Raw genomic sequence first — 20,940 nt, 5'->3', positions numbered from 1 at the left:
GGCGCTGCCACGAAGGGACAGAAACGATCCAAGTTTCCCCATACTGCCTGCCTGTTTCGTCGAGCTCAAGTGCTTTTTGGTGCAGAACGGGAAAAGATCACAATTTCCCCCTCCCCTTCGCAGCAAGGCACCATTTAGTGACGCAGATCACATTTTAATGTTCAGCCATGAGTAATCTGAAGGTGAAGACACAAGCAATACGACCCGAAGGGGGCCAATATGAAAATCGAAATTACCAGCAAAATCATCGAGATCACCCCGGCTATCCGCGAGCGCATTGAATCCCGCTTTGACAAGCTCGAACGTCTTCAGGTGCCTCTTATCACACCCCATGTGATTGTCTCCAAAGAGCGTCTGATGTTTATCGTTGAAGCCACTGCTGGCATCCCCAACGGCAAACTGTTTGCCCAGGCAGAACATGAGGACTTGTACGCCGCCATCACCGAACTGGGGCAAAAACTGGAGCGTCAGATCAACCGCCACACCGAGAAACCCATCGCCCGTCGCGCCGCTGCGGCCGGCAAGGAAGTCCCGCTGCCGGACGAAGCCGACGCCTGATCCAGGGCACGACACATCCATCACACAAAAGGCGGGGTCTCCCCGCCTTTTTGCTGCCTGACGCCTTGGGCATACCCTCAGCTGAGCCAGTGCAGGCCGGCATCCACCCCCTCCTTGAGCGCATCTAGCACGGGCAGCATCAGCAGCGGATCCTCGCGTCTGGGCTGATCCGCCAGCTTGCCTCGCCAACGCTCGCGCCCAAGCGGCGAGAGGTTGTCATAGACGGCGGGCTCCAGCGCAGGCGGGGTGCCGAGCAGCGGTGGCGAGCGCAGCGCCAGCCAGAGCCGCACATCCACCATGGAGCCCCCCTGCTGCAGCCGTTCGTTGAGCACGCTTGCCTCGGCATCATCCTCGCTCCCCTGCAATGGGGTAGCCGGTGGCAGCTCAAAGCGGCTGCGCCAGACCCGACTCTCTGCCTTTGCTGGCTGCCTGGGATCAAACCAGGGCTGCTCTTCCACCGCATCGGTCAGCAGGGCCAGATGCAGACGAAAGTCCGCCCTGTCTCCGTGCTGGAGATCCTGGTTGAGACGTTGCCCGAGCTGGGCTTCGTCCACCAGCCATTGCTCACGAACGGCGCTGGGTAGCATGGGATAACTCTTGGAAACGGTGGTTTCATCCTTTATCGGCCGCAAATCCGATCCTTTGAGCAGGAAAAATCCCGCCGAGGGGTTCACAACCGCAGAAGATCTGTTAGTATGCGCCTCGCACTTGTGGAGGGGTTCCCGAGTGGCCAAAGGGATCAGACTGTAAATCTGACGGCTCTGCCTTCGAAGGTTCGAATCCTTCTCCCTCCACCATTTCAAGTGCCGTCACGCCCCAGGTTGTGATGCAACATCAGCAATGCCCCGTGGAGGGGTTCCCGAGCGGCCAAAGGGATCAGACTGTAAATCTGACGGCTCTGCCTTCGAAGGTTCGAATCCTTCTCCCTCCACCATCTATTCAAGAAAACCCGGCCTCACGCCGGGTTTTCGCTTTTCAGCGTCCTACCTCATTCGTCGGCATCTTCAACGCCCCCCATAAAAACGGGAGGCCTGCGCCTCCCATTTTTGTCTCTTGCCACCCGTTACAGGGTGAAGCGATAGAAGATATCCACCGCCTGGGCCACCCCGCTCATGGCCTGCAGGTAGAGCCTTGGCATTAGCTCGTAGCGCAGCTTGAACTCGGCGATGGGGCTGAACACCCCGACCCCGTACTGGAACTGCAGCCCCGGCAGCAGGTAGGCCGACAGGGTCACCTGGGTGTTCTCACCACTGCCGGCGGTGTCGAGGGCCACGTCGCTCATGCCGAGGGATTCTCCCAGACTGGAGACCACGCCGTTGGCCTGGCTGACTGCGCCCGCCACCAGCAGGCCGTTGAAACCGCCATCCTCGCCGCTGGTCTGCAGCCCCTTGCCGCGCAGCAAGTAGGAGAGCTGCTCGGACTGGGCCATCTGCGGCTCCGAGTAGACGGTGATCTTGGGCTTGCTGGCCGGCCCGGTCACCCGCACCCCGACCGTCACCTTGTCCTCTATGGTATCGGGATCCCGATACGCCTCTATGTTGAGGTAGGGCTGATCGAGGGGGCCGGAGAAGAGGATGCGGCCATCCTTGATGATGAGGTTCTGGCCATAGGCCTTGAAGCGCCCGTCGTTGAGCACCAGCTGACCGTTGCCCGCCAGCGGCCGCGAGGGATCCTGGCGAATGTTGATGCCGCCCCCCACCTTGGTCTTGAGTCCCATCGCCTCCAGCCGCACGTCGTCACCCAGCCGGATGGCCAGCTTGATCTCCATCGGCAGCGGCGCGGCCTTGGGCACCGGTGGTAGATCGTCGTAGACCACGGTCACGTCATCCGACACCGCCACCGCGCTCTCGGGCAGGCTCTTGACCAGGATCCGCGCCCAGGGAATGTCCACCTGGCCGGTGATCCGGGTCTCCTCTCCCAGCGAGATGGCGATGTCCGGGGAGACTCGCACCCGGCCCATGCCAGGATACTGGGCCTCCAGCTCCTTGCCCTGGATGGTGAGGCTGCCGCTGACCGGCAGCTGCGCCCAGCTCAGCCAGCCTCCCAGTGCCAGCGGGCCCTTGCCCACCAGCATGGTGCCGTCCAGCTCGGCCCGGTTGCCTTCAATCTTGAGGCGGGTCACCAGCTTGGAGAGGGTCACCATGTCGGAGTGGGTCTGCACTTCCCCGTCCAGCAGGTTGAGCTGGCCAAACAGCAGCGGCGAGGCCAGGGTGCCGTCGAAGCGGGCATCGGCCGAGATGACCCCCTGCAGTGAGCGCACCTCTGGGATGAGCGGCGCGAAGGTGGTCAGCTTGAGGTCGTCAAACTTGAGCTGGCCGGAGAGATTGCCGCGACCGGACGGATCCCGGATATAGAGCTTGGTATCGATGTTGCCGATCTGCCCGGAGGCAAAGTCGAGCCGGATCGCCGCCTGCTGGCGCTCGAAGTCCACCCCGAGCTCGAGGCGCTGATAGTCGGTCTTGAGCTCGTCGGCCACGAAGGTGCCCGGCGTGGTGCGCACGGTGGCGTGCAGGGTCGGCTGATTGCCGCGCCAGCTGGCCCGCCCGTCGGCGGAGAGCACCGCCTGCCAGCGGAAGTTGTCCGGCAGCCAGGGCCGCAGGCGCTTGAGGTCGAACTGGTTGAGGGCAAACTCCAGGCTGCCCTGCTGGGCCGATACCTGACTGCCCTTGACGCAGAGGCTGGCCCCCTGGGAGCCGAGGCAGAGATCCCCCATGGTCAGCCGCTGCCGCGGCAGATCCACATCCAGATCCCAGGGTGCACTAAGCTCCCAGCGCCGCAGCGGCGTCTTCAACTTGAGCTCGCCGAGGGCGCCGCGCCAGCGATCCCCGCGCAGGCCGCCGCTCAGCTTGAGGTTGGCCGCCACCGGGTCGCCCTTCATGGTGAGCGACAGGGCGTGCTGGTTGAGATCGCCGCTCAGGTTGAGCGCCAGCTGGCTGAGGCTGGTCGCCCCCTGCACTAGGCTGGCCACCGTCAGGGCCACTTCCCCTGCCGGCTTGTCGCCGACCAGAGCATTGCCCTTGATGGCGATCCCCTTCAGGTCGGTGCCGGCATAATAGAGGCGGCTGGCGGCCAGATCTGTGGTAACCCGCGGCGCCTGCTGATTGCCGGTCAGCCGCACCTGCCCCTTGATGTCCCCCTTGAGCCCGGGGTAAAGCCCGGCCAGGTTGGGAGCGTCGAGATCCGCATCCAGCTTCCACGCCTGCTGGCTCAGGCTGCCCTTGGCCTGCAGCTGGTTGGGGCCGCTTTGCAATGCCAGCGCCGGGATGGTCCACTCCATCTTGTCGTTGCCGCTCGCGCTGCCCTTGATGGCCAGCGGATACTGGTTAAGCTTGCCGTCCACCTTCAGCTCCGGCAGTTGCAGTTGCCAGTGGCCTGCCTCATCGAGCTCGAAGCGGCTGGCAATCTTGCCCGCCAGCGCCCCTTTGAGCTCGGGCACCAGCTCGGCCGGGTTGATCCCCTTGAACTCCGTGGTGCCCTGCCAGCGTACCCCCTTGTCCCAGGCGAGCTTGCCGTCCAGCTTGAGCTCCCCCTTGAGGGCGTTGAGTAGCAGGTTTATCTGGTTCAGCTGCGTCAGATCCCCCTTGCCGGTCAGCGCCAGCTTGAAGGGGGGCACGTCCGTGCCCTTGCCGGCGGTATTCAAGGCAAACTGGTAGCCTGAGAGCTTGCCCTTGGCGCTCAGCGTGCCCTTCTCCAGCCGGTAGCTGGGCTCATCTTTGGCAGGCTTGTGCAGCGGCCAGCCCAGGCTCTTCCACTCCAGCCCCGCATCAAACGGCAAGTCGGGGTCGAGGGGCGCCAAGGACCCCTTGAGGCTGGCGGCCACCGGCCCCTTGGCCTGCAGCGCCAGTGCCAGCTTGCCCACCGAACCACCGAGGGTCAGGCTGGCCTGCTGCCCCTGCAGCTCGCCATCCAGCAGCCCCTTGCGGGCCTTGGCATCCAGGGTCAGGGCGAGCGGGTAATCCTCTTTGAGCTGGATCTTGCCCTTGAGCGCCAGATCCGCCATGGCGTGGCGCAGGGAGAGCTCGCGCAGCGCGATGTCGCTCCCCTCGGCGCTGGCCGACAGCAGCAGCTTGTCGAGCCCTTCAATCAATTCACCTTGCTGATAGCGAAACGCCGTGACCTGCAAGCCTTCCAGCTGGATGGGGAAAGGCAGCCGGATGGCGGGCAGCGCGATAGGCTCCGCCGGCTTGGGCGGTTGCGCCTTGCCCGCATTTGCCGCTTTGTTCCCGTTGCCGGCAGCCTTGGCCACGTTTTGCGGGTTGGGGGCCGCCTTGACGCCAGCCGGTTTGGCAGCCTCGGCCGCAGGCGTCTCGGCCAGGGTCACCTTGAGGCCGTCCAGCACCGGCCCCTGCACGATCAGCCCCTTGCGGCTGAGGGTGGCGCCGATGTCGAGAGACTTGAGGCTCACCCCCACCCCGGGCACAGTCACATCGAGATCCGCCACCGTCAGGCTGTCGACCTGGATTTTCAGCGGCAGCGGGTGCCAGACAAAGGGTTCTGACGGCTCTTCCGGAGCCGGCTCCGAGTCGGCCACCTTGACCACCGGGTGGGTGACGTTAAGGGATTTGATCCAGAGCTTGCCCTGCAGCAGCTTGCCCAGATCCCAGTCCAGCACGGCGCGATCCACAGTGACGTCCACCAGCTCGTCCTGCCAGCCGACCCCTTCCAGGGTCCAGCCGTAGCCGAGCTGGCCCGCCACCAGCTCCCCCTTGAGGGAGGGAAGAGCGGCCCTGGCCTGCTGCCACAGCCACTTGTTGCCCTGATGGGTGAAGCCCAGCAGGCTGACGCCGATGAGCAGCAGGAAGATGAGCCCCATCAGCCAGAGAAAAATACGTTTTACCCAGATCACAGTGCAGACCCCCGCGAAAGATGCAGCCGCAGCGGCCAGTCAGGAGAACAAAAGAGAAGAGAGGTGGAGCGCGGCCGGATCATAGTTCAGGCCCCAGCGCGAAGTGGAGCCGCAGCGGCTTCTCATCTTCGGAAATGCCCACTGCCAGATCGAGCCTGACCTGGCCGATGGGGGTCACCCAGCGCACGCCGACCCCGGTGCCTATCTTCCAGGCCTCGCTGTAGTCGACCGTGGCGGTACCGCTGTCGACGAACAGGGCTCCCAGCCACTTGTCGCTGAAGCGGTAGTTGTATTCGGCACTGGCGACGCTCACGTAGCGGCCCCCCAGCAGTTTGCCGTCGCTGCCCCGCGGCGAGATGGTCTCGTAGCCGTAGCCGCGCACCGTCTGGTCACCACCGGTAAAGAAACGCAGTGAAGGCGGCACCAGCGAGAAGCTGTCCCCTATGATGGCCCCCTGTTCGGCCCGCAGCAGGAAGCGGTGATCCTCCCCCAGGGTGCGCAGCCACTTGCTGCGCCCCCACACCCGCACGAAGCTGATGTCGGAGCCCCAGTAGGGGTCGGAGAACTCCAGGGTGAGCTGCTGGCGATCGCCCCAGTCGGGCACCAGACCGCCGCGCACCCGCAGCCGCGACCAGGAGACGCCGGGGATCAACAGCAAGCTATTGCCCTCGTCGGCGCCCTGGGTATAGACCTCGTTCTCCAGCCGGATGAACACGTCCCGGTCCCAGCTCTCCGGCCGCCGCTTCCAGCGGTGCACGCTGAAGGTGGTCAGATCGGAGCGGGTATCGTTGTTGTCCTTGTACTGATAGCCGGCCTGCAACGAGTAGTAGTCCCGCAGCGGGTTGCCCACCGGGATCTGGTAGTCGAAGCTGAGCTCGGCCTCGGGCTGGGAGACCTTGGCGGTAGCGTTGAGCCGGTGGCCGTAGCGGTTGACCCAGGGCTTCTCCCAGGTGGCACTCATGCGCGGCCCCACGTCGGTGGCATAGCCGATACCCGTTTCAATCTCGTGATCGACCCGGTTGGAGAGAGTCACCTGCACCGGCACCCGGTTATGCTCGGCCTGGCTGATGAGGGGCTTGATGTCCACCTGCTTGAACAGCTTGGTGGAGGAGACATCCTGCGACATCTCCGCCAGCCGGATCGCCAGATAGGGGTCGCCGCTCTTGATGTTGATGAGGGGACGGATGAGGCGCAGCGCCTCCGGGGTGGCGTCGTAGCGGATCTCGCCGAAGTGGTAGCGCGGGCCGGAGCGAAACAGGATGTAGATCTCGGCGGTGCCCTGATCCGGGAACACCTTGACCTGGCTCTTGCTGATCTTGGCATCGAAGTAGCCGCGGGCCAGCCCCAGGCTGCCCAGATCAGCCTTGATGGATTCGTATTTGCCGTGGTTGAGGGGATCCCCCTCTTTCAGGGGCAGCTTGTCCAACAGCTCGCTGTAGAGCTCGTCGCTGCCGGCATCCCCTTCCAGCAGGATGTCGAGGCGGGAGATGATGACCGGCTTGCCGGGATCCACCTCGATGATCACCTTAGAGGGGGTTTTCTTGTCCCGGCTCAGGGTGATCTTGGGCTGGTAGTAGCCATAGACCTGCAGCGCCTTTTGCACGCTCTCGGTGATCTTGGGGCGGGCCGGGCGGTACTGGCGCTCCTGATAGACCGGCAGGGCATTGAGGTAGGCCTCGACGTTGTCCTTGTTCTCCCCTTTCAACCCCTTGATTTGATAGGTGAGTTTGGCCGCCATGGCGGGCGTGACGAACAGCAGCAGACAGAGGCTCAGTCCCAGCGCGCGAAGCCCACGACGAAAAGCCCGTGCGGGCGGTGAGATCCCTGCAGGCAGGGGCGGATTGCATCCTGTCAAACGTCAATTTCCCCGAAGAACATGATTAAAATAATGCGATATTCAGAACGAATATGAGGCTCACTCGATCGCAAGCGCGCCTCATCCTAGCATATCCCCGGCTCGACATCAGAGCGGGTTGACCGCGAATTTCGCCATATTATTGAAGCCTTTGCCCGCTCGGGCCGCCCATTTTTCAGGCATTCCCCCGCAGACTTATGCCACTATGGGCCCAAAAGGGCAATCCATGACCCTCAGGGCCTGGCCAGATGGCCCCTGCCGGCCAATCCGGCCCGACGGCGCAATCTCCCCGATTTCCCGATGGGCGCGACACCAACTGTCGGCAACGGGTCAAGATCGCAGCAATGCCCCCTCCCCAAGCGGCCAGACCGGATCCTGGCAGGCACTGGGCCATCTCACTCGCGCCTCCGCAGGACTGCGGATTTTATCTTGCCGGATCAAATAGTTGCCGTCACGCAATCAAAGCCTCGTTCAACCCAATCGATTTATCCCGCTGCCCCCCTGCTCACTTCTCGCCCACACTGGAGCCATTGGATCAGACCCCTGCCCCACCAGAGGAGACACCGTATGCACGCACGCAGCGAACAGATGGCGGACTACATCGCCGATAGACTCGAATTCATCACCTTTCTCGCCTGTTGCAGCGCCCTGCTGGCCCTGCTGACCGGCATGAACGGCCAGCAGGCGCTGGCCTTCACCGCGCTGAACCTGCCGTTCGGGCTCGCCATCCTGCTGGGCATGGCCATGCTGGCACCGCTGCCGACCCACTGGCGCCTGCCGGGCATCACCCTGTTGCTGGCAGGCAGCGCCCTGGCGACCCTGCAACTGGGGGGCAACTGGCTCAATCCGCTGGCCATCTGGAGCCTGCATGCCCTGCTCGGGCTGGAGATCCTCTGGCAGGCGCGCCCCAGAACCCGGCTCGGGGCCCGTGCCCGCGGCTGATATGCCGATGACGGCTGACGCGCGGCAGGAATTGGAGTACTCTTTGCGCCCCCGATTTGCCCGCTACCGAGGAGCACCCCGATGAAAAAAGCCTGTGCCCAGCACATCCTGGTCAAGACCGAGAAAGAGTGTCTGGAGATCAAGGAGAAGATTGCCAAGGGAGCCGACTTCGGCCAGATGGCCAAGCGCTTCTCTACCTGCCCCTCCGGCAAGCGCTTCGGCGATCTGGGGGAGTTTTCGAAAGGAGACATGGTCAAGTCGTTTGACGATGCCGTGTTCAAGGGCGAGCTGCTGACCGTGCTCGGACCGGTGCGCACCAAGTTCGGTTTCCACCTTATCAAGGTGCTCTACCGCAACTGAGTTCAGGGCCCGGCTCAGGGTTCTGGGTTCAACTCCACCGGCCAGCCGCCGCAGCGGCGGGCATAGAAGCCGAAACGCCAGGGGTGGCGCGCCGCCCAGTCCTCCATCTCCGGCGCCGGGGTGAACCGGCTCTGCGGCCAGAGCGCAACCCGGCTCGGCCGCCCGTGCAGGGCCTGCCAGCGTGTCAGGCTCACCTGGGACAAACGCCACTGGTAGTCATCCTTCGGCAGCAGGGCCGGCGCAAATGCCGGCCCCCGGTTGCAATACTGGCCGTCGCCATCGTTCCCATCCACCAGCTGCCAGAAGACGTTGAGCAGATCCCCATACCCCACCTTGACCGGGTCATAGTCGATGCGCACCGCCTGGCGCTGCGGTGGCACTTCCCGCCAGCTCGACCCCGTCGTCACCCGCTGAATCACATAGCCCGGCTCCACCCGGCTGACCCCGGGCAGGGTCTCGTAGACGGCCTCGGCGCGCCACATGTCCCCCGCCGCCAGCACGGCGCTGTCCGCCCACAGCGGAACGCTTGGGAAAAGCAGCAGGATTGAGATAAATTTACTAACGTTATCAGTCAATTAAGTTTATCCTTCTGGGCACTTGTTCATCATAACCAGGGGATCCCCGTTATGCCCAGTTATTTGTGGTGGCCACTGCTGGCCTGGTTGCTGCCGCTCGCCGGCGCCCTCGGCAGCCGTGTTCACCTCTGGCCCTGGTGGCTGGGATTCGCCCTCTGCCTGCTCGGGACCCTCGTCTCCCTCGTCTTGCTGGTTCGCCTGCCCTGGTCTCGCAGCCGCTGCGCCAACGGCTGGGGCGCCGTCCCCCTGCTGTTGCCCCTGGCCTTCGTGGTGCAGGCGCTGCGCACGCCGCTGGTCAACGACGTGAGCACGGATCCCTGCAACCCGCCCCAGCTGCGCTGGGCAGCCGAACTCAGAACGGCGCAGGATCTGCCCATTAATCCGGCTCCTTTGAAAGCATTTGAGGGGAAACCCGGTCCTCTCTTTACCAGCGCCCCCCCGGCCGAGGTGATCACCGAGGCCCACGCCCTGATGGAGCAGCTCGGCTGGCGGGTGCGACCAAGCCCACAAGGGCTCGAGGCGGTGGTCACCACCGGCTGGTTCGGTTTTCAGGATGACGTGGCGCTGCGGGTCTTTGCCGGGCCCAGCGAAACCCGCATCGACATGCGCTCCGCCTCCCGCCAGGGACGCAGCGACTTGGGCACCAACCGGGCCCGTATAGAGGAGTTTCTGATCCGCCTCAACGAGCGGCTGGGTCAGGCCTACAAACCCAACTTGAAGCAATAAGAAGGTCATCCATGCGCGTCGAGGTCAAGCCCGATCGGGAATATGCTTGGTTCATCCGCCCCTTTTTCTGGCTGCAAAAACGCAACTACGGCCAGGTGCTCATTCCGGGCAAGTGCTGGGGCCGCTCGCCGCGCCTGTTTGCCGCCGTCGCCACCCTCTATGGCGTCATCAACCGCAAGCGCTCCCCCATCGACCCCGTGCTGCGCTCCCTGGTAACGGTGCGGGTCTCCCAGCTCAACTGGTGCCGCTTTTGCGTCGACATCAACGCCATGACCCTGGTAAAAAGAGCCGGCTCCAGCGAGAAGGTGGAGGCGCTCGCCAACTGGCGCGAAAGCCCGCTGTTCGATGAGCGAGAAAAAGCCGTACTCGACTACACAGAGGCGATGACGGGCCTCGATGGGGTCAGCGACGAGCAGGCCGCCCGCCTCAAGCCCTGGTTCGATGACGACGCCATGGTGGAGCTGACCGGCCTCATCGCCTTCCAGAACATGTCGGCCAAGTTCAACGCCGCCCTCGATATCGCCCCGCAGGGCTTCTGCCAGCTGCCGGTGCAACCCGAGCGCCCGGCCCAGCCGAACAGCAAGGACGCCTGATGAGAGGCTCCCGCCTGCTGCTGGTGCTGGTCATGGGCTGCCTCATCGGCGCCTTCTTCGCCTTCGACCTGGGCCACTACCTGAGCCTGCCCCAGCTGCAGGCCCGTCAGGCCGAGCTGGCCGCCCTGGTCGAGCGCCATTTTGGCGCCGCCGCCCTGCTGTTCGTCGTCGTCTATGTGGTGAGCACCGCCCTCTCCCTGCCTGGCGCCAGCCTGCTCACCCTGGCCGGCAGCGCCGTGTTCGGCGTTGCCTGGGGGCTCTTGCTGGTCTCCTTTGCCAGCAGCATTGGCGCGACCCTGGCCTTTCTCAGCGCCCGTTTTCTGCTGCGCGACTGGGTCGAGCGGCGCTTTGGCGACAAGCTGGCCAGCTTGCAGGCCGGTATGAAGAAGGAAGGGGCGCGTTATCTGCTGAGCCTGCGCCTCATCCCCATCTTCCCCTTCTTTCTGGTCAACCTGCTGATGGGGCTCACCCCCATCAGAGTCAGCACCTACTACTGGGTGAGCCAGCTCGGCATGCTGCCCGGCACCTTCGTCTACGTGCTGGCGGGCAGCGAGCTCGCCAACCTCACCAGCACCGGCAATATCCTCTCCCCCGGCCTGATGGTGGCGCTGACCCTGCTCGGGCTGATGCCGATGCTGCTCAAGGGTCTGCAGCGGCGCCTCGCCCGGCATCGGCTGCACGCCCCCTACCGCAAGCCGACGCACTATGACTACAACCTGCTGGTGATTGGCGCCGGGGCCGGCGGCCTGGTGACCAGCTATATCGCCGCGGCGGTGAAGGCCAAAGTGGCCCTTATCGAGAAGCACAAGATGGGGGGCGATTGCCTCAACAGCGGCTGCGTTCCCTCCAAGGCGCTGATCCGAAGCGCCCGCTTTGCCGCCGAGCAGCGCCGGGCCAGTGAACTGGGCTTTGGCCCAAGCCAGACCAGCGCCGATTTCGCCGCCGTGATGGAGCGGGTGGCCCGCGTCATCAAGGAGGTCGAACCCCACGACTCGGTGGCGCGCTATCAGGGGCTGGGAGTGGAGTGTATAGAAGGAGAGGCAAGGCTTGTCTCCCCCTGGGAGGTGGAGGTGAACGGCCAGCGCCTTGCCAGCCGTCATATCGTGCTCGCCACCGGCGCCCGGCCGCTGGTGCCCGAGCTGCCGGGGCTGGATCAGGTGCCTTGGCTCACCTCCGACAGCCTCTGGCAACTGCGCAGCGCACCGCGCCAGCTGCTGGTGCTGGGCGGCGGCCCCATCGGCTGCGAGCTGGCCCAGAGTTTTGCCCTGCTTGGGGTTCCCGTTACCCTGGTGGAGCTCTCGGATCAGCTGCTGCCCCGTGAAGAGCGGGAAGTGGCCGAACTGCTGGCGGAACAGCTGGCCCGCGATGGCGTGAGGGTGCTCACCGGCTGGCGCGCCGAGCGAGCCGACTATCTGCCCGCAGCCGAGGGAGATCTGCCCATCCGGCTGCAACTGCGGCGGGGCGACGAGACGCAAATAATTGAAGGCGATCAGCTGCTGCTGGCGCTGGGCCGGGTGGCCAACGTCGGCGGCTTCGGGCTCGAAGCGCTGGGGGTGGAGCTGACTCCGCGCGGCACGGTGGCGGTCGATGGCTTCCTCGCCACCAACTACCCCAGCATTCTGGCGGTGGGGGACGTAGCGGGTCCTTACCAGCTCACCCATGCCGCCGCCCATCAGGGCTGGTATGCCGCAATCAATGCCCTGTTCAGCCCGTTCAAGCGCTTTCGGGCCGACTATCGGGTCATGCCGGCCGCCATCTACACCACCCCCGAAATCGCCCGGGTCGGCCTCAACCAGAAAGAGGCCAGGGCGCAGGGCATCCCCTTCGAGCTGACCCGCTTCGAGCTGGCCGAGCTGGACAGGGCCATCGCCGACGGCGAGCGCCAGGGCTTTATCGAGGTGCTCACCGTGCCCGGCAAGGATCAGATCCTGGGTGCCAGCATAGTGGGCACTCACGCCGGCGAGCGGATCGCCGAATTCGTGCTCGCCATGCGCCACCGCCTCGGCCTTGGCAAGATCCTCGCTACCATCCACGCCTACCCCACCCTGATGGAGGGGAACAAGTACCTGGCGGGCGAGTGGCGACGGGCCCGTCAGCCCGCCACCCTGCTGGCGCTGCTGACCCGTTATCACCACTGGCGCCGCGGCGCCTGACCAACCAGGTAACCCAGATGCGACACCCATTGCCCTCGTTCAAACAGCTGCTGCGTGCCCTGCCCCTGCTGGCTGGCAGCCTCCTCTTCACCCAGGCCAACGCTGGTGACAACCCGCAGTGGCAGCAGACCCTCGAGGAGGCCAAAGGGCAGACCGTCTACTTCAACGCCTGGGGCGGCAGCCCGGAGATCAACGCCTATCTGGTGTGGGCCGGCCAGGAGCTGGCGCGCGAATACCAGGTCAAGCTGGTGCAGGTGAAGGTGGATGACATCGCCCAGAGCGTGAGCCAGCTGCTGGCCAACAAGCAGGCTGGCAAGCGCAGTGGCGGCCCCATCGACCTGCTCTGGGTCAACGGCGAGAACTTCAAGGCGCTCAAGGAGCAGGGGCTGCTCGGCGCCCCCTTTACCCGGGAGCTGCCCAACATGGCGCTGGTCGACGGTACCCTGCCGGTGAGCGAGGACTTCACCGTGCCGGTGGAGGGGCTGGAAGCCCCCTGGGGCATAGGCCAGCTCAACCTGATGGTCAACGGCGAAGAGGTCAGCCCGCTGCCCACCTCGGCGGCGGCCCTGCTCACCTGGAGCAAGGCCCACCCCGGCCGCTTCACCTATCCCAAACCGCCCCAGTTTCACGGCTCCAGCTTCCTCAAGCAGATCTTGCTGGAGCTGACCCCGGATCCCGCCCCTCTCTATCGGGAGGCGACCGAGAACGATTTTGCCAAAGTTACCGCCCCGCTCTGGGCCTGGCTGGACGAGCTGCATCCGACGCTCTGGCGCAAGGGCAAGCTGTTCCCCACCAGCGCCGCCGAAACCCGCCAACTGCTCGATGACGGCGAGCTGGCGATGGCCATCAGCTTCAACCCGCAGGAGGCGCAAAGCGCGGTGCAAAATGGCACCCTTACCCCCAACGTGGTGGCGGTGGCCATGGCGAAAGGGGCGCTGACCAACAGCCACTTCCTCGCCATCCCCTTCAATGCCAACGCCCGTGCCGGTGCCAAGGTGGTGGCCAACTTCCTGCTGAGCCCCGCCGCCCAGGAGCGCAAGGCCGAGCCCGCCTTCTGGGGCGATCCCAGCGTGCTGCGCGCCGATGTCCTGCCCGCCACCCAGCAGCAGGCACCGGCACTGCGCTTCAAATCGGTGGCAGAGCCCCATCCCAGCTGGCAGCTCAGGCTCGAAGCGGCCTGGGCCGAGCGCTACGGCCACTGATGAGCCGCTTTGGCAGCGCTGCATCCGCTTGGCGCCCCCTGTTTGCGGCGGGGTGCGCCCTGGTTTTTGGTCTCCCGCTGCTGGCGGGGGGCTGGCAACTGCTGGCTGAGGGGCTCAGTCTGGCCCACCTGCAGCGGCTGCTGGCCCAGCCGGGCCTCTGGCACTCGGCGCTGCTGAGCCTGTGGATTGGCGCCGCCTCGACCCTGGCCAGCCTGCTGCTGACCGCAATGCTGTTGGCCCACAGCGACAGCCGGGCCGTCGGCTGGCTGCGTCGGCTGCTATCGCCCTTGCTGGCACTGCCCCACGTCGCCTTTGCCATCGGCTTTGCCTTTCTGCTCGCCCCCTCCGGCTGGTTGCTGCGCCTGCTCTCGCCGACCCTCACCGGGTTTGAGCTGCCCCCCGATTGGCAGACCCTGCGCGATCCCGCCGGGCTCGGGCTCATCCTCGCCTTGACCCTCAAGGAGACCCCCTTCCTGCTGCTGATGGCGCTCGGTGCGCAAGACCCCGCCAGGGTGGCGCGTCAGCAGTGGCTGGGGGCGAGCCTAGGCTTCAGCGCCCCCCAGATCTGGTGGCGCCTGCTGCTGCCGGCGCTGTGGCCCGCCCTGCGTCTGCCCCTCTACGCGGTGGCCGCCTACGGGGTAGCCGTAGTGGATCTGGCTCAGCTGCTCGGGCCCGATGCCCCCGCCCCGCTGGCCGTTCGCCTGTGGCTCTGGTATCAGGACCCGGATCTGGCCTGGCGCGGCGCCACCGCCAGCGGCGCCCTGCTACTGCTCGCCATCACGGCGCTGCTGCTGGCCCTGTTGCGGCTGCTTGAGCTGGCCCATCGAACCCTTGGCAAACCCGGCTGGCTCGATGGCAGGCGAGCCAACCCAAGCGCTCTTGGCCGCACCCTTGCCACCGGCAGCGTGGCGACCCTGATCACCATCAATCTGGCGGTGCTGGGGGCGCTGCTGCTATGGTCGCTGACCCGGCGCTGGCCCTTTCCCGCCCTCTGGCCGAGCCAGTGGAGCGGCCGCCATTGGCTCGAACTGCTGCCGACCCTGTCGCCGCTGCTGACCACCAGCATGCTGCTGGCACTGGCGAGCGGGGCGATAGCGCTGGTGATGGCGGTACTGAGCCTTGAAGCGCAGGCGGGCCGCCGCCCCTGGCCGCTCTGGCTCATCTGCCTGCCGCTGCTGCTGCCGCAGGCCAGCCTGCTGTTCGGCATTCGGCTCGGGGTGGACTGGTTCAGCCTAGGGTGGGGGGGCGATGGCATCGGCTGGGGCTGGGTGCTCTGGAGCCAGCTGCTGTTTGTCTTTCCCTACGTTTACTTGTGCCTGCAGGGCCCCTATCGCCAGTTCGACCCACGGATCACCCAGAGTGCCCTGCTGCTTGGGGCAACCCCGTGGCGAGCCTGGTGGCAGGTGAAAGGGCCGCTGCTGGCCCGTCCGCTGCTGTTTGCCTTCGGCGTCGGAGCGGCAGTAAGCCTGGCCCAATACCTGCCGACCCTGCTGTTTGGCGCCGGCCGGGTGGTCACCATCACCACCGAGGCGGTGGCCATCGGCAGCGGCCTCAACCGGCGGCTGGCGGGCCTCTACGGCCTGCTGCAACTGCTGCTGCCGCTCGTTATCTATCTGCTGGCGCTCTGGCTGCCGGCCCGGATCAATCCGGCGCTCAAGGGCGCCCGCTGACGAGGAACTCTCATGATGGAGATAGCCATATGCTGAGCACCACGCCTCTTCGCCTCTATCTGGAGGAAAACCTGCTGCTCTCGCTGCCCGCCCTGCAGGTGGCGCCGGGCGAGGTGTTGACCCTGATGGGGCCCAGTGGCTGTGGCAAGAGCTCGCTGTTGGCGGCGCTGGCGGGGGTATTGCCCGCCAGCGGCCCGTTCCGGCTGGAGGGGGACGTGACCCTGAGCGCGCGCCGGCTCACCCAGCTGCCGCCCCAGGCGCGGCGCATCGGCATGCTGTTTCAGGATGATCTGCTGTTCGACCATCTGACGGTGGCGGAGAACCTGATGTTCGGCATGCCGGCCAGCGTGAAGGGGCACGGAGCGCGGCGGGAAAAGGCGGTGGCCGCGCTGGCGCAGGTGGATCTCACAGATCAGGCGGACAAGCTGCCGGGGGCGCTCTCCGGCGGCCAGAAGGCCCGTGTCAGCCTGCTGCGGGCGCTCTTGGCCGAGCCCGAAGCATTGTTGTTGGACGAGCCCTTCTCCCGCCTCGACAAGCCGCTGCGGGCCGCCTTTCGCGCACTGGTATTCGCGCAAGTGAAGGCACTGGCCATCCCCGCCATTCTGGTGACCCACGACGAAGATGACGCGCCGGGCACCATAATCCAGCTCACCGAATCCCGTTTTTGACCGAGGAGTTCACCTTGTTTGACCGCCACCTGATCCCCGTTATCCGCAGCCCCCTCGCCCGGCTCGCCAGACCGCTCTGCCGCGCCGGGATCAGCGCCAACCAGGTCAGCCTCACCGGCTTTGCCATCGGCATGCTGGCGCTGCCGCTGCTGGCCTTTGGCTGCTATCAGTGGGCGCTCGTGGCCATCCTGTTCAACCGGCTGCTGGACGGGCTCGACGGCGCCGTAGCACGGGAGACCGGCATCACCGACTGCGGCGGCTTTCTCGACATCACGCTCGACTTCATCTTCTACGCCGCCGTGGTGCTGGGCTTTGCCCTCGCCACCCCCGCCAATGCGCTGCCCGCCGCCACCCTGCTGTTTGCCTTCATGGGCACCGGCTCGAGCTTTCTGGCATTTGCCATCATGGCGGGCAAGCGGGGCATCGACAATCCGGTCTACCACCACAAATCCCTCTACTATCTGGGCGGCCTCACCGAGGGGAGCGAGACCATAACCCTGTTCGTGCTGATGTGCCTGTGGCCCGCCGCCTTCGCCCCGCTCGCCTACGGCTTTGCCCTGCTCTGCGCCATCACCACCCTGACCCGGCTCTGGAGCGGTTACCACACCCTGCGTTGAGGCAGGACGGCGGGAGGAGGCCGCTACGGAACACTTGCGCATGGACGACAATGTTTTACCATGGCGACACTCTTTTTCAGGCTCATGAGAACCTTATGCGTCGCCTTGTCTCCGTGCTCACCCTCTCCCTGTTTCCCATGCTCTATGGCTGCAGCAGCACGCCGGCTGCCAAGCCCGTGGTCAAGCCCCAGCCCAACAGCGCCTTCATCAACCAGACGCCGCCGAGCAAACCCTTCTACGGGCAGGTGAGCCAGCCGGGAGTCAGCAAGGGGGACTTCGCCAATCGCGCCAATGTGAACAACTTCGTGCAGCGGATGGTGCAAAAGCACGGGTTCGACGGCGCCGAGCTGCACCGGGTGCTGGCCCAGGCCGAACGCTATGACTGGATCATCCGCCTGATGGATGCCCAGGCCCCCACCACCACGCCACCCACCGGCCCGACCGGCGCCTGGAATCGCTACCGCACCAAGTTCATCACTCCGGACAACGTACAGAACGGCGTCAGCTTCTGGCGTGAGTACGAGAACGAGCTCAACCGCGCCCAGCAGATCTATGGGGTGCCGCCGGAGATCATCGTCGGCATCATAGGCGTGGAGACCCGCTGGGGCCGGGTGATGGGCAAGACCCGCATCCTGGATGCGTTGGCGACCCTGGCGTTCGACTACCCGCGCCGGGCCGAGTTCTTCACCAGCGAGCTGGAATCCTTCCTGGTGATGACCCGCGACGAGGGGATGGATCCCACCGAACCCAAGGGCTCCTACGCCGGCGCCATGGGCTACGGCCAGTTCATGCCCTCCAGCTTCCAGCGCTACGCGGTGGACTTCAACGGCAACGGCCACACCAACCTGTGGGATCCGGTGGATGCCATCGGCAGCGTGGCCAACTACTTCAAGGCCCACGGCTGGGAGAAGGGACAACCGGTGGCGGTGCGCGGTCAGGGCCAGCTGCCCGGCTACGAACACGGCTTCCAGACTCGCTACCCGGTCGCCTCCCTGCGCCGCGCCGGGCTGACCCCCACCAGCACCCTCGGCAACCACAGCGAGGCGAGCCTGCTGCGCCTGGACGTGGGCACCGGCTATCAGTACTGGTACGGCCTGCCCAACTTCTACACCATCACCCGCTACAACCACAGCACCCACTACGCCATGGCGGTGTGGCAGCTGGGACTGGCGGTCAAGGATGCCCGCGGCGGCTACTGATCCGGCCGGATAAAAAAGGCGGCCCTCGGGGCCGCCGCGCCAACTATCCACACTGCGCCTTCGGGCGCAGTGTGCGTTTACAGTGCCCCCGCCTTCGCCAGACGGTCCAGCTCGGCAAGCAGGGCGGCCGGCTCGACCCGACGGGTGTAATCGGCGTTGATGAAGTGGTAGAGCACGGTGCGGTCCTGACCGATGATGTAGCTGGCCGGCACAGGCAGGGTAAAGCTCTCGTCGCCGTTGCTCGCCGGGATGTCGATGCCAAAGCCGGCATAGATGGGCCTGAGCGCCTCAGGCAGTTCGAACACCAGCCCCAGCGCTGCCGAGACCCGGTTGCCCTCGTCACTCAGCACGGTGATCGCCAGCCCGTTGGCGGTGAGGGTATCCTGCGCCGAACTGGGGGTTTCCGGCGTCATGCCGATGAGGTTAACGCCGCGCTCGCGCAGCGCCGGCAACACGGCGTTGAGCGCCTGCATCTCCATGTTGCAGTAGGGACACCAGCCACCGCGATAGACGTTGAGCAGCACAGGCCCCTCCGCCAGATAGTGGGAGAGCGGGCGCACCACCCCGTGCTGGTCCGGCAGGGCGAAGTCGGGCATCCGCTCTCCGCGCCCCAGCGCAGCCTGCGCCAGCCCGCTTTCCTGCAGGTTGCGGGTCGCCTCCTCCATCAGGGCCAGTACCGGGGCCGGTACCTGGCGCTGCTTCTGCTCATCGTACGCTTTGATTTTTTGCTCGAGTGTGTGCATCATGACCATCCTTTTTGTAGTGGTCGCTACAATATCAAGCGGACCACGCACTATGGTCAAGTTGTTTTTTAGCGATCACTCCAAAATGGAGTGTCACAAGGCAGGACTCGAGATGGCAAGACCCGCATCATTTGACAGAGAACAGGTACTGGAAATCGCCCTCAACGCCTTCTGGGATACCGGCTTCAGCAACACCGGCATTGCCGCGCTGGTCGAGCGGATGGGGCTCAAGCCCAGCAGCCTGTATGGCGCCTTCAGCTCAAAGGAGGGGTTGTTCATGGAGGTGCTGCAGCGCTATTCGGCGCAGAGCCTGGCGCAGATCGAGCAGATCCTGAGCTCGGCAGCCTCCCCGCTGGCGGGCGTGCAGGCCCTGCTCGATGCAGTGGCCCGGGATGCCATCGCCAGCGAGGCGCACCGTGGCTGCCTGCTGGTCAACACCTTGCTGGAGATCGGCCGCCACCACCCGCTCATTCAGGAGACCGCCAGCAGCCACCTAGCCGAGGTCGAGCTGCGGGTCAGCGCAGCCCTGTGCCAGGCGCAGGCGGCAGGGGAGCTGGCCGCCGGGCGCGACGTCGACGCCACCGCCGCCTTGCTGATGACCATGGTGTGGGGATTGCGCGTGCTGGGCCGCACCCATCCGCCCGCCGCCAAGGTGAACGCCGTGCTGGCCCAGATGCAGGCCATCTTGTCTGCGGAGGCATGACGACCGCTCAGGGGGTCACTCGTTTTCCAGCAGCCAGCGCTTGAGCAGGGCGGCCAGCTGCTCCTGCTCGGCCTGGGTCAATGGCGCCAGCAGGCGCCGCTCGTTGGCCACGTGCCGCTCCACCGCCCGGTCAACCAACTCCCGACCCGCGTCGGTCAGGCAGACCAGCAGGCTGCGCCGATCGCTCGGGGCGGCCTGACGCTCGATCAAGCCCCGCTCTGCCAGTTTGTCGAGGCGGGCGGTCATGGCCCCCGAGCTCAACATGGCGGATTGATAGAGCACGGTCGGGGTGAGCGGTTCGCCGGCCCGGCGCAGGGTCGCCAGAATGTCGAAGTCGCTGCCAAGCAGGCCGCACTCCTTGAGCTCCTCGCTCACCTCCCGTCCGGCGATCGCCGCCATTCGCGCCACCCGCCCCAGCACGCCCATGGGAGAGCAGTCGAGATCCGGTCGCTGCCGGGCCCACTGGGCCAGCAGCAGGTCTACATGATCTGATTCCATCTTCGGCCACTTATCTTTTTATCGAGATACTTGATGGTAAACCAATTTGAGGCCAACTTATCTTTACTTAAAGATACTTCATAAAGAGACAAGTTAATGCCCATGCTGATCGCCCTGCTGGCCCCTTTGCTCTGGGGTAGCACCTATGCCGTCGTCAGCCTTTATCTGACCGACTACTCCCCCTACTGGGTGGCGGTATGGCGGGCGTTGCCAGCCGGCCTGCTACTGCTGGTGCTGCACCCGCGCCTGCCCCCCCTGTCCTGGGGCAAACAGAGCCTGCTGGCGTTTTGCAACATCGCCGCCTTCTTCGCCCTGCTGTTCGTGGCCGCCTTCCGGCTGCCCGGGGCCGTGGCGGGCACCTTGGGTGCCACTCTGCCGCTGATCCTGATGTTGCTGGCCTGGTTGCAGGATGGCGTCAGGCCATCCCTGAAATGGCTGTTGCTGGGCCTGATGGGACTGGGCGGGGTCTTGCTGCTGCTCAACCCTTCCGCCAATCTGGATCCTGTCGGCGTGACCTGCGCCCTGCTGGCCACCCTGCTCATCGGCCAGTCCAGCCGCTGGATGCGCCACTGGCCGGTCAGCGATCTGCTGGCACTGACCGCCTGGCAACTGCTGCTGGGCGGCCTGATGCTGATCCCGCTCGCCTGGTGGCTGGCCGGCCCCATGCCGCTGCCACAGCCGGCAAGCGCCCCTGGTCTGCTCTGGCTGATCCTGCTCAATACGGCGCTGGCCTACTGGGCCTGGCTGTGGGGGCTCAAGCGCCACGGCCCGGAGGTGATGGGCATGCTGGCCCTCACCAACCCCATGGTGGCGGTCTCCTGCGGCGTGCTGATGGTGGGGGAGACGCTGGATGCCCGCCAATGGCTCGGCATCGGGGTGATCCTGGCCTCACTGTTTCTGATGAAGCTGCCTGCCCGCCCCTTCTTCAAGCGCTGGCAGGCCCGCCGGGCGTGCACCGGCCAGTGCGGCAAGCCGTAAGCCGGCTCAAGGACAATACAAAAAGCGCAATAAAAAAGAGGAGCCATCAAGGCT

19 protein-coding genes and 2 tRNA genes are annotated in these 20,940 nt (G+C 65.4%); 15 read left to right on the top strand and 6 right to left on the bottom strand.

All coding sequences use genetic code 11. The features are described 5' to 3' along the window. The first annotated feature begins 219 nt into the window (after positions 1-219). Positions 220-558: a ribosome-associated translation inhibitor RaiA gene (raiA, locus tag I6L33_RS12450; RefSeq protein ID WP_010634460.1), complete on the top strand. Its 339-nt coding sequence runs from the start codon at positions 220-222 to the stop codon at positions 556-558. A 77-nt stretch (positions 559-635) separates the two neighbouring features. Here raiA and I6L33_RS12445 read toward each other — a convergent pair whose 3' ends face one another. After that, positions 636-1,145 carry a VC2046/SO_2500 family protein gene (locus I6L33_RS12445; RefSeq protein WP_042008255.1) on the bottom strand — a complete coding sequence of 170 codons (510 nt, stop codon included), beginning with the start codon at positions 1,143-1,145 and terminating at the stop codon, positions 636-638. A gap of 125 nt (positions 1,146-1,270) precedes the next feature. On the opposite strand from I6L33_RS12445, the gene I6L33_RS12440 reads away from it, so the two are divergent. Next, positions 1,271-1,355 (top strand) — tRNA-Tyr (locus I6L33_RS12440). A 52-nt stretch (positions 1,356-1,407) separates the two neighbouring features. Then, positions 1,408-1,492: transfer RNA gene (locus I6L33_RS12435), tRNA-Tyr, on the top strand. A gap of 129 nt (positions 1,493-1,621) precedes the next feature. Here I6L33_RS12435 and I6L33_RS12430 read toward each other — a convergent pair. Both I6L33_RS12430 and I6L33_RS12425 read right to left on the bottom strand, forming a co-directional pair. Further along, the gene (locus tag I6L33_RS12430) at positions 1,622-5,404 is read right to left on the bottom strand and encodes a translocation/assembly module TamB domain-containing protein (RefSeq protein WP_216972614.1); all 3,783 of its coding nucleotides are present in this window, start codon (positions 5,402-5,404) and stop codon (positions 1,622-1,624) included. A 79-nt stretch (positions 5,405-5,483) separates the two neighbouring features. Further along, on the bottom strand, positions 5,484-7,184 hold the full coding sequence (locus I6L33_RS12425; protein ID WP_282100308.1) for an autotransporter assembly complex family protein: 1,701 nt from the start codon (positions 7,182-7,184) through the stop codon (positions 5,484-5,486). Positions 7,185-7,826: 642 nt separating this feature from the next. Here I6L33_RS12425 and I6L33_RS12420 point away from each other — a divergent pair. Then, a complete protein-coding gene (locus I6L33_RS12420; RefSeq protein WP_005299231.1) occupies positions 7,827-8,201 on the top strand; it encodes a hypothetical protein in 375 nt (124 codons plus the stop codon). 81 nt (positions 8,202-8,282) lie between these two features. Further along, on the top strand, positions 8,283-8,561 hold the full coding sequence (locus I6L33_RS12415) for a peptidylprolyl isomerase (protein WP_017779266.1): 279 nt from the start codon (positions 8,283-8,285) through the stop codon (positions 8,559-8,561). Positions 8,562-8,575: 14 nt separating this feature from the next. Here I6L33_RS12415 and I6L33_RS12410 read toward each other — a convergent pair whose 3' ends face one another. Beyond that, positions 8,576-9,136, bottom strand: a complete 561-nt coding sequence (locus I6L33_RS12410) for a peptide-methionine (S)-S-oxide reductase (RefSeq protein WP_216972613.1) — start codon at positions 9,134-9,136, stop codon at positions 8,576-8,578. Positions 9,137-9,187: 51 nt separating this feature from the next. Between I6L33_RS12410 and I6L33_RS12405 the strand changes: the two genes are divergently transcribed. The 8 genes from I6L33_RS12405 (at position 9,188) to mltB (ending at position 17,964) form a co-directional block, all read left to right on the top strand. Continuing rightward, the gene (locus tag I6L33_RS12405) at positions 9,188-9,862 is read left to right on the top strand and encodes a DUF1499 domain-containing protein (protein WP_216972612.1); all 675 of its coding nucleotides are present in this window, start codon (positions 9,188-9,190) and stop codon (positions 9,860-9,862) included. A gap of 11 nt (positions 9,863-9,873) precedes the next feature. Continuing rightward, positions 9,874-10,455 (top strand): carboxymuconolactone decarboxylase family protein, encoded by a 582-nt coding sequence (locus tag I6L33_RS12400; RefSeq protein ID WP_017786574.1) that lies wholly within the window; start codon positions 9,874-9,876, stop codon positions 10,453-10,455. Further along, positions 10,455-12,608, top strand: coding sequence for an FAD-dependent oxidoreductase (locus tag I6L33_RS12395; protein ID WP_216972611.1), 2,154 nt, complete (start codon positions 10,455-10,457; stop codon positions 12,606-12,608). The genes I6L33_RS12400 and I6L33_RS12395 overlap by 1 nt, the downstream gene beginning before the upstream one ends. Before the next feature lie 17 nt (positions 12,609-12,625). Next, positions 12,626-13,810, top strand: a complete 1,185-nt coding sequence (locus tag I6L33_RS12390) for an ABC transporter substrate-binding protein (protein ID WP_216972610.1) — start codon at positions 12,626-12,628, stop codon at positions 13,808-13,810. Continuing rightward, positions 13,810-15,480, top strand: coding sequence for an ABC transporter permease (locus I6L33_RS12385; RefSeq protein WP_216972609.1), 1,671 nt, complete (start codon positions 13,810-13,812; stop codon positions 15,478-15,480). Before I6L33_RS12390 ends, I6L33_RS12385 begins: the two co-directional genes overlap by 1 nt. A gap of 29 nt (positions 15,481-15,509) precedes the next feature. After that, entirely contained in the window at positions 15,510-16,148 is a 639-nt protein-coding gene (locus I6L33_RS12380) for an ATP-binding cassette domain-containing protein (RefSeq protein WP_216972608.1), read from the top strand. A 14-nt stretch (positions 16,149-16,162) separates the two neighbouring features. Next, positions 16,163-16,765 (top strand): CDP-alcohol phosphatidyltransferase family protein, encoded by a 603-nt coding sequence (locus I6L33_RS12375; protein ID WP_216972607.1) that lies wholly within the window; start codon positions 16,163-16,165, stop codon positions 16,763-16,765. A gap of 95 nt (positions 16,766-16,860) precedes the next feature. Continuing rightward, a complete protein-coding gene (gene mltB / locus I6L33_RS12370; RefSeq protein ID WP_216972606.1) occupies positions 16,861-17,964 on the top strand; it encodes a lytic murein transglycosylase B in 1,104 nt (367 codons plus the stop codon). Positions 17,965-18,041: 77 nt separating this feature from the next. Here the strand turns inward: mltB and I6L33_RS12365 are convergent, their stop codons facing one another. Then, on the bottom strand, positions 18,042-18,707 hold the full coding sequence (locus I6L33_RS12365) for a peroxiredoxin-like family protein (RefSeq protein WP_216974127.1): 666 nt from the start codon (positions 18,705-18,707) through the stop codon (positions 18,042-18,044). Between the two features lie 112 nt (positions 18,708-18,819). Here I6L33_RS12365 and I6L33_RS12360 point away from each other — a divergent pair, with 112 nt between their 5' ends. After that, complete coding sequence (locus tag I6L33_RS12360) at positions 18,820-19,410, top strand: TetR/AcrR family transcriptional regulator (protein WP_017786566.1); 591 nt, start codon at positions 18,820-18,822, stop codon at positions 19,408-19,410. Positions 19,411-19,425: 15 nt separating this feature from the next. On the opposite strand, the gene I6L33_RS12355 is transcribed toward I6L33_RS12360, so the two are convergent. Next, positions 19,426-19,908, bottom strand: a complete 483-nt coding sequence (locus I6L33_RS12355) for a MarR family winged helix-turn-helix transcriptional regulator (RefSeq protein ID WP_017786565.1) — start codon at positions 19,906-19,908, stop codon at positions 19,426-19,428. Between the two features lie 96 nt (positions 19,909-20,004). Here I6L33_RS12355 and I6L33_RS12350 point away from each other — a divergent pair, with 96 nt between their 5' ends. Continuing rightward, positions 20,005-20,886 (top strand): DMT family transporter, encoded by an 882-nt coding sequence (locus tag I6L33_RS12350; protein ID WP_216972605.1) that lies wholly within the window; start codon positions 20,005-20,007, stop codon positions 20,884-20,886. Positions 20,887-20,940 lie beyond the last annotated feature (54 nt).

The sequence above is a fragment of the Aeromonas sp. FDAARGOS 1403 genome (genome assembly GCF_019047325.1).
GTDB classification, from domain to species: Bacteria; Pseudomonadota; Gammaproteobacteria; order Enterobacterales; family Aeromonadaceae; genus Aeromonas; species Aeromonas dhakensis.
Note: the sequence above shows the minus strand (reverse complement) of the source record. Positions and strands in the feature narration are given on the sequence as shown.

Coding starts and splice junctions, on each gene's coding strand:
- raiA (WP_010634460.1), top strand. CDS start 220: ATGAAAATCGAAATTACCAGCAAAATCATCGAGATCACCCCGGCTATC.
- I6L33_RS12445 (WP_042008255.1), bottom strand. CDS start 1,145: ATGCTACCCAGCGCCGTTCGTGAGCAATGGCTGGTGGACGAAGCCCAG.
- I6L33_RS12420 (WP_005299231.1), top strand. CDS start 7,827: ATGCACGCACGCAGCGAACAGATGGCGGACTACATCGCCGATAGACTC.
- I6L33_RS12415 (WP_017779266.1), top strand. CDS start 8,283: ATGAAAAAAGCCTGTGCCCAGCACATCCTGGTCAAGACCGAGAAAGAG.
- I6L33_RS12405 (WP_216972612.1), top strand. CDS start 9,188: ATGCCCAGTTATTTGTGGTGGCCACTGCTGGCCTGGTTGCTGCCGCTC.
- I6L33_RS12400 (WP_017786574.1), top strand. CDS start 9,874: ATGCGCGTCGAGGTCAAGCCCGATCGGGAATATGCTTGGTTCATCCGC.
- I6L33_RS12395 (WP_216972611.1), top strand. CDS start 10,455: ATGAGAGGCTCCCGCCTGCTGCTGGTGCTGGTCATGGGCTGCCTCATC.
- I6L33_RS12390 (WP_216972610.1), top strand. CDS start 12,626: ATGCGACACCCATTGCCCTCGTTCAAACAGCTGCTGCGTGCCCTGCCC.
- I6L33_RS12385 (WP_216972609.1), top strand. CDS start 13,810: ATGAGCCGCTTTGGCAGCGCTGCATCCGCTTGGCGCCCCCTGTTTGCG.
- I6L33_RS12380 (WP_216972608.1), top strand. CDS start 15,510: ATGCTGAGCACCACGCCTCTTCGCCTCTATCTGGAGGAAAACCTGCTG.
- mltB (WP_216972606.1), top strand. CDS start 16,861: ATGCGTCGCCTTGTCTCCGTGCTCACCCTCTCCCTGTTTCCCATGCTC.
- I6L33_RS12365 (WP_216974127.1), bottom strand. CDS start 18,707: ATGCACACACTCGAGCAAAAAATCAAAGCGTACGATGAGCAGAAGCAG.
- I6L33_RS12360 (WP_017786566.1), top strand. CDS start 18,820: ATGGCAAGACCCGCATCATTTGACAGAGAACAGGTACTGGAAATCGCC.
- I6L33_RS12355 (WP_017786565.1), bottom strand. CDS start 19,908: ATGGAATCAGATCATGTAGACCTGCTGCTGGCCCAGTGGGCCCGGCAG.
- I6L33_RS12350 (WP_216972605.1), top strand. CDS start 20,005: ATGCCCATGCTGATCGCCCTGCTGGCCCCTTTGCTCTGGGGTAGCACC.